General features: G+C 60.5%; 2 protein-coding genes and 1 pseudogene. 1 reads left to right on the top strand and 2 read right to left on the bottom strand.

All coding sequences use genetic code 11. From position 1 onward, the window contains the following. Window positions 1–496: 496 nt before the first annotated feature. Together U5A65_RS36015 and U5A65_RS36010 are read right to left on the bottom strand one after the other, a co-directional pair. Window positions 497–3,736 carry a DUF4157 domain-containing protein gene (locus U5A65_RS36015; protein ID WP_321949240.1) on the bottom strand — a complete coding sequence of 1,080 codons (3,240 nt, stop codon included), beginning with the start codon at window positions 3,734–3,736 and terminating at the stop codon, window positions 497–499. 325 nt (window positions 3,737–4,061) lie between these two features. After that, window positions 4,062–4,343: pseudogene (locus tag U5A65_RS36010) on the bottom strand (transposase); the annotation flags it as partial. Between the two features lie 417 nt (window positions 4,344–4,760). Between U5A65_RS36010 and U5A65_RS36005 the strand changes: the two are divergent. Next, on the top strand, window positions 4,761–5,840 hold the full coding sequence (locus U5A65_RS36005) for a sigma-54 dependent transcriptional regulator (RefSeq protein ID WP_321949239.1): 1,080 nt from the start codon (window positions 4,761–4,763) through the stop codon (window positions 5,838–5,840). The last annotated feature ends 160 nt before the right edge of the window (window positions 5,841–6,000 follow it).

Genomic DNA, 6,000 nt, shown 5'->3' with positions numbered 1-6,000 from the left:
AATTTAATTTGCATGGCGGCAATATAGGGAGGCCATCTGACTTGCAGAGCGACCGCGCAGGCCGATAGTGACTAGACCAGTCATAAACTGGTGAGTCATAATATAGGAATACTTATCGCAAAGGCATGTTTTTGCCCAACGTGCAGATCGGGGTATTTGTACTTCCCGTGCACTATCTGTACATTTACAGGGCGTAGAGGCTGGCCCAACAAAGGTCTGGCGCTTCCTCGATGTCACGCGATCATAAGTTACGCCAGTCTTTGATCTCGCACTAGCTGACACACAAAATGATGATCTCGCAATCAATGTGTCGCCCATCGAACAACTCGTCAAGACGCTTGAGCTTACTCATCGGCCGATCATCACTTCGTTCGATCCCCCCCTTAACCGATTTCGCATAGCCATTTGCACGAGAGCCATACTGAGCACGCGTGAAGTGCGTGGGTCGAACAGGGCGATGCCGGCTTGGTGCATGAGAGGCGTGCCGGAAAGGTGCTTATCGCGTCTTCCCTTTCTTGACGAGTCCCCAGAACTCAGCCAGCTCATCCGCATACGCCTGGTTGTAGCCAGCGTAGATCCCCTCGAACGGATTCTTCGGATCCGCAAGATCGTGGAAGCGGTTACCTTCGTCCGCATACAGAGCCGATTCGGCTGCTTTCTCGGCACGCAGGTTTTCCGGTCCGATTTCGATTTGCTGGCGTCCAGGCAAATTCTCGGCATCGACACGGCCCCAGTACTTACGCGGCAACTCGCCGTGCCGCACGGGTTTCTCGACGATGTGCGGCAACGCGTTGCCTTCAGCGTCATACAGGTACTTGCGCGACTCACCCCACATCCTGTCGATGTCCACGCCGAGCTCCTTTAACTGGCGCCAGAACTTGTGAACCATGTTGCCTCTCGTCATACCGGGTGGCGGCTCCTTCACCGGCAAGAGGTCTCGCGGCTGGCCGTGATCGAGCACGTCGGGGCTGTGACTCGGATTCTTTTCCGGTGGGGGCTGCATCCTTTCGGTCCACGGCGTGCGCTTTGGGCCGGGCCCTTTGGGCATTTCGCGATACTTCGGATGAGTTGTCGGCGCGGGCTGCGTTTTCGGTGGCCTGGGTTCGGGTACGCGCGGCGCGAAATCCGGATTGCCTGCGGGCATATTCGGGCGCGGTCGAGGTGGTGGCCTGTTGCGAATCGATGCGGATGGCGCGAAGGTATCGCCGGAGACCTTCTGTATGGGTGGGTAATCGGCACGCGGGGCAACGAAATCGTAGAGCTTGGCGCCTTCGGGCTGCGCGGCCGCCGCGGGCGGTTCGCCGTGTGGGACTACATCGTTCGCCGGTGTGCCGTGAGGAAGGACGTCGTTCGCAGGAGCGCCATCGCCCAGCAGCTTCTTCAGGTCTTCGACGGGCTGCTTGACCGGATGGGCCGTCGCGCGCTTCCCCGCGTCGCCCATCTGTGTTGCCTCCGCACCTTTGGTCGCCTCAGAGCCCTTGCCGCTATCAACAAGCTTGCCCGCATCGGTAGTCTTCGCGGCGTCGGTGACCTTGCTAGCATCGGCGAACTTGCTCGCGTCGGCGACGATGTCTGTGGTCTTCGCGGCTGCAGCGCTGGTGTCTGCCGCTTTCACGGCGCCGCCGGCGTCGGCGACCTTCGCGACACCCGCGCCGCCCTCCGCGGTCTTCGCAAGACTGCTCGTCGCTTCAGCCGTCTTCGCGAGGCCAGTTGTGGCTTCCGCAGTCTTGCCAACGCCACCCACCACATCTGCCGTCTTGCCTAACTCGCCAACCGTTTCAACGGTACGCGCGAGTTCGGCGCCCTTGGCGGCAGTTGCCATTCCTTTCGTGCCCTTCGCGGCACCGCCGCCAGGAATGAAGAAGCTCCCCACATCAACGAGCAGCAGCCCAGGAATCTCACCCACCCGTTCCTTGTCGCCGCCGACAATCTTCATGGCTCCGGTCTGCTTGTCCTTCTCGACCTTGCCGCCCAACGCCTCGATGTAGTTCTCACCGAACCCCATCGCCAGCTTCTTCGTCTGATCGAAGTCGCGCTTGGGGTTGAACTTTTGCTTCTCGCTGTGCGCGTCGAGCACCTGCTTGCGCGTCATGCCCTCGGGCGGAACGATGAGATCGTCGATGAGCCCCACCGTCTGACCCACGGGCCCCAACGGGCCCGCCGCCGGCATCTCGCCGAGTCCCCGCAGCGTATTCACCGGGTGCACGCCGATCTGCAAGATGCCTGTGCCCATCGACCACAAGGCCTTCATCACACCGCCTCGCACCTGGCGCTGAAGTCCATGCGCGCTGTCCATCGCACCACCGACCTTGTCCTCCATGGCGGAGAGCGTCGGGTGCTTTGCCCGATCGATGAGCTTCGGCGCCGGTGGCGTGAACTTGTCGTCTTCGTAATCGTTGACCGCCTGCTTGAACGAATCGGTCATGGCTTCCAAGGTGTCATCGGAGCTCTGCTGCGCAGCCTTCACCGCAGCGACGAAGCCCTTCTTCTCCTTCAGCGTCTGCACGAACACCTTTGTCGGCTCGGTTTGCGACCTGTTCCAGGCCTGCACGAAGTTGTCAGTGGCCTCGACCATGTTCTTGAGCGCCGTGACACGGCCCTCGTTCTTGCCGCCTTTCGACCGAGTCATCGCGCCAGCCATCTTCTCGCGCGCGGTGCCTGAAACGTAGGCGAGCATTTGCGTCGGCTTCAGTATCCGCTCTGTGGTATTCGATGCCGCCGCAATCACATCCTTCGTGGTCACCTTCTCGAGCTTCTGTGTGACGGTCGCCTTGGTCTCTTCGAAATTCTGAACAGCGCGATCCTTGGTTTCCACAGCCGCTTCCTTCAACGCGGCGGTTGTATGTGCCACGCGATCGACCACGTCGCCCGCGCCCATCTGCACGCGCTTCCACCAAGGCGTCTCTTCCGGCGCGCACTGGAGCCCGGGCGCGGCTGCCGTGCCGACTCGAGCCGTGCCGCCGCCAGCCACTGCAGCTGCGACGCGGTCCGCATCGGCCTCGGCTCCCGCATGTGTATCACTGCCGCCTCGTGCCTGCTGCACCACGTGCGCCAGCTCGTGGGCGAGCAAGTGCCTGCCTTCGCGCGTGTGTGGTTCGTATCGCCCCGCACCGAAGAACACGTCGCGCCCCTGCGTATACGCCTTGGCGCCCAGGGCCGCGGCCTCATGAGCGGCAGCACGATCGGAGTGCACGCGAACATCCTGGAAGGGCTCAGCGAAGCGCGCCTCCATGTCTTCGCGCACGCCCGCATCCAGCGGTGTGCCCCCGGTGCCCATGCGCGGACTTGTCTGGGTCGCCTCAGACAGCAGGCCGCCCACAGCACGGTTGGAGGCACCCGGCTGAAAAGCCTCGACAGCGCGTTGCGGGGCAAACGCGATGTCATTGCCACCTGTCTGTCCGACGACATGTACTGCCACGGCTGAGCGGGCTGCTTGAACATCGGTGTGCGCTCGAACTGCTGAGAAGTCATGCCCGAATCGGCTTTCCATATCCTGACGAACGCCAGAATCAAGCGGTTGTCTGGGTGAGCTGACTACCTCCCCGACGATTTCCGGCGTACCAGGCGCCGACAAACCTGCTTGAGACAGGCGATACGAGCCATACACCCGTTTGCTGCGATTGGACGTTTCGCCGGATTCGCTGCGTGCAGAATTTCGTTGTATCGGCTGTCGAGCTCTGGTCGAAAAAGTGGAAGCTGAAGTTGTGTGCGACGGTGTTTTCGCCATCTTCATCATGGTGACACCCCTACGGGACCAATTCCGCGACCTGATGAGGCTGCCAATGAGCAAAATCGAACGCGAGCGCAATGGCGCTGATCCTCTGGCGTCCCGGACAGACACGATTTGCTTATGAATAACTTCGACACGACGCGTATGGTTACTTTCCAAACTCAGCATTCACACACGCGCTCGCTATTGCACAGGTTTCCAAATTACTCACGGTCACGAGTGGTAGTTGCCGTTCTCAGTACGAGAATACCAGGAAATAGTTCAACTTCCAATTTGGACGTGCGGAGGTTCATCATGCTTTCCACCCGCTACGCCCCAAGCGACGCCTCTCATCGACACCGATGGTATCGATCATCACGTCAGCCGGAATCTGGTCGAGCAGATCAGGCAACACTTCGTCATCGTCTTCGTCCTGATGGGTCATTAGCGCGGCGCATATCTGGCCGGTGTTCGCGACGGCTCAAAGTCGTGTAGTTCGGCAGCGGCAAGCCCGGGTAGGCGAGTTTGCGCAGACTGAACGCGAAGCCCTGCAGAGCTCGCAGGGGCAGATGAAAGACCTGCTTAAGGCGGAGAGCATCTGGATCGACGCATCACTGTAGAGCCACGCGTGGCCGATCCGGGCCTGCGCGCTGAAATCGAAGGGCCGGTGTATGCCGCGCTTCCCGCGTTCACCATCAAGCCTGCTTCCCGCCGACGCTAAGGTTCCTATCTCAAGGCGGTGAAGCTGGTAAACGTCGTCGGCATTCGGAACCTCTATGCCGCGTACTTCCTGGGCGACGTATCGAAGATCAAGCCATAGGCGGTTTGCCGGCTGGCGTGTATCACGCTAACAAACCAACGGTCATCTCGCGCCGGCGGCGCGACCGTATTTTTGCAATCATTAAGTCGATTGCGAGCAAAAAAGGCGTGCAAAAAAATGACGTTCTGAAAATTAAAATAAAATAGATATTTCCGGTTCCGAAGAAAAATAAAATGTCCGGCAAGCTGTTCGTTTTCATTCTGCCTCGCTTGAGGCGCACGCCCCGGGCCGATGCCGCTTCTGCGCGGCACTTTCTGGACTCCCTCTGCATTTCGAACTAGACTCAAAATCGCAGTTTGTCTTCGAGCGCGCGAGCCCGGTGAAACGACGGGCCACACAGCAGGAATGACTCCGATGATTGGACAATCACCTGCCTTCGTCGAAACGGTGCGGCTTATCGAGAGAATCGCGCGCTGCGATGCGCCGGTGCTGATCGAGGGAGAAACCGGCACCGGCAAGGAACTCGCCGCGCGCGCCATTCACCTTGGCGGCAACCGTTGCAACGGCCCCTTCGTGCCGGTCAACTGCGGCGCGGTCCCGGCCGACCTCGTCGAGAACGAACTTTTCGGGCACAAGCGCGGGGCGTTCACCGACGCGCATATCGAGCAACTGGGGCTTGTCGCGCACGCCCGCTACGGGACACTCTTTCTCGACGAGATCGACGCGCTCTCGCTTAAGGGCCAAGCCTCGCTATTGCGCTTTTTCCAGGATCAGCATTACCGGCCGCTGGGCGGCCACGAGAGCATCAAGGCCGACGTCCGGTTAATCGCGGCAGCGAACAGCGATCTTTCCACACTCGCGGAGCGGGGCGCATTTCGCCTCGACCTGCTGTTCCGGCTGCGCATCATGTTCGTCACGCTGCCGCCGTTGCGCGATCGTCATGGCGATGTCGCACTGCTTTCGCAGGCGTTCTTGCGCGCGTGCCACGAACGATTCAGCCTCGGCGAGAAAGCGATCCACCCCGACACGCTTGTCTGGATGAACCGCTATCGCTGGCCCGGCAATATCCGCGAACTGGAAAATCTTATCTACCGCGAATATCTGCTTGCGGATACAGCGACCATTTGCATCGATGCGCCGCCCGGCATCGGTGGCAGCGTGCTCGACGGTAAGGGCGGGCTCGCGCCCTCAATGTTCGTCGAGGACTTTCGCACTGCGAAGTCTCGTGCGATTTCGGAATTCGAGTTCCGCTATCTGACTCATGCGCTGAACGCGGCAAACGGCAACGTCTCTCGGGCCGCGCGGCTGGTCGGCAAGGAGCGCCGGGCGTTCGGCAGGTTGTTGAAGAAGCACGGCATCGAGCGCGTGTAGCCGCGAGGGGTGGGGAAAAAACGACCCAGCGCCGAAGCGCAGTGCTGCGGTTCGCATCGCCGTTTGCATAGCCATTCTCAAAACGGTTCGCAAACTGCACTTTGTTCACGTGGACTCCGGCATTCGGCCAGCTGGAACCCACCTTGCTTCGGCCGTCCAC

The organism is Paraburkholderia sp. J10-1, assembly GCF_905220165.1.
GTDB lineage: Bacteria > Pseudomonadota > Gammaproteobacteria > Burkholderiales > Burkholderiaceae > Paraburkholderia.
This window is presented reverse-complemented; position numbering and strand designations above follow the sequence as displayed.

Coding starts and splice junctions, on each gene's coding strand:
- U5A65_RS36015 (WP_321949240.1), bottom strand. CDS start 3,736: ATGATGAAGATGGCGAAAACACCGTCGCACACAACTTCAGCTTCCACT.
- U5A65_RS36005 (WP_321949239.1), top strand. CDS start 4,761: ATGCCGCTTCTGCGCGGCACTTTCTGGACTCCCTCTGCATTTCGAACT.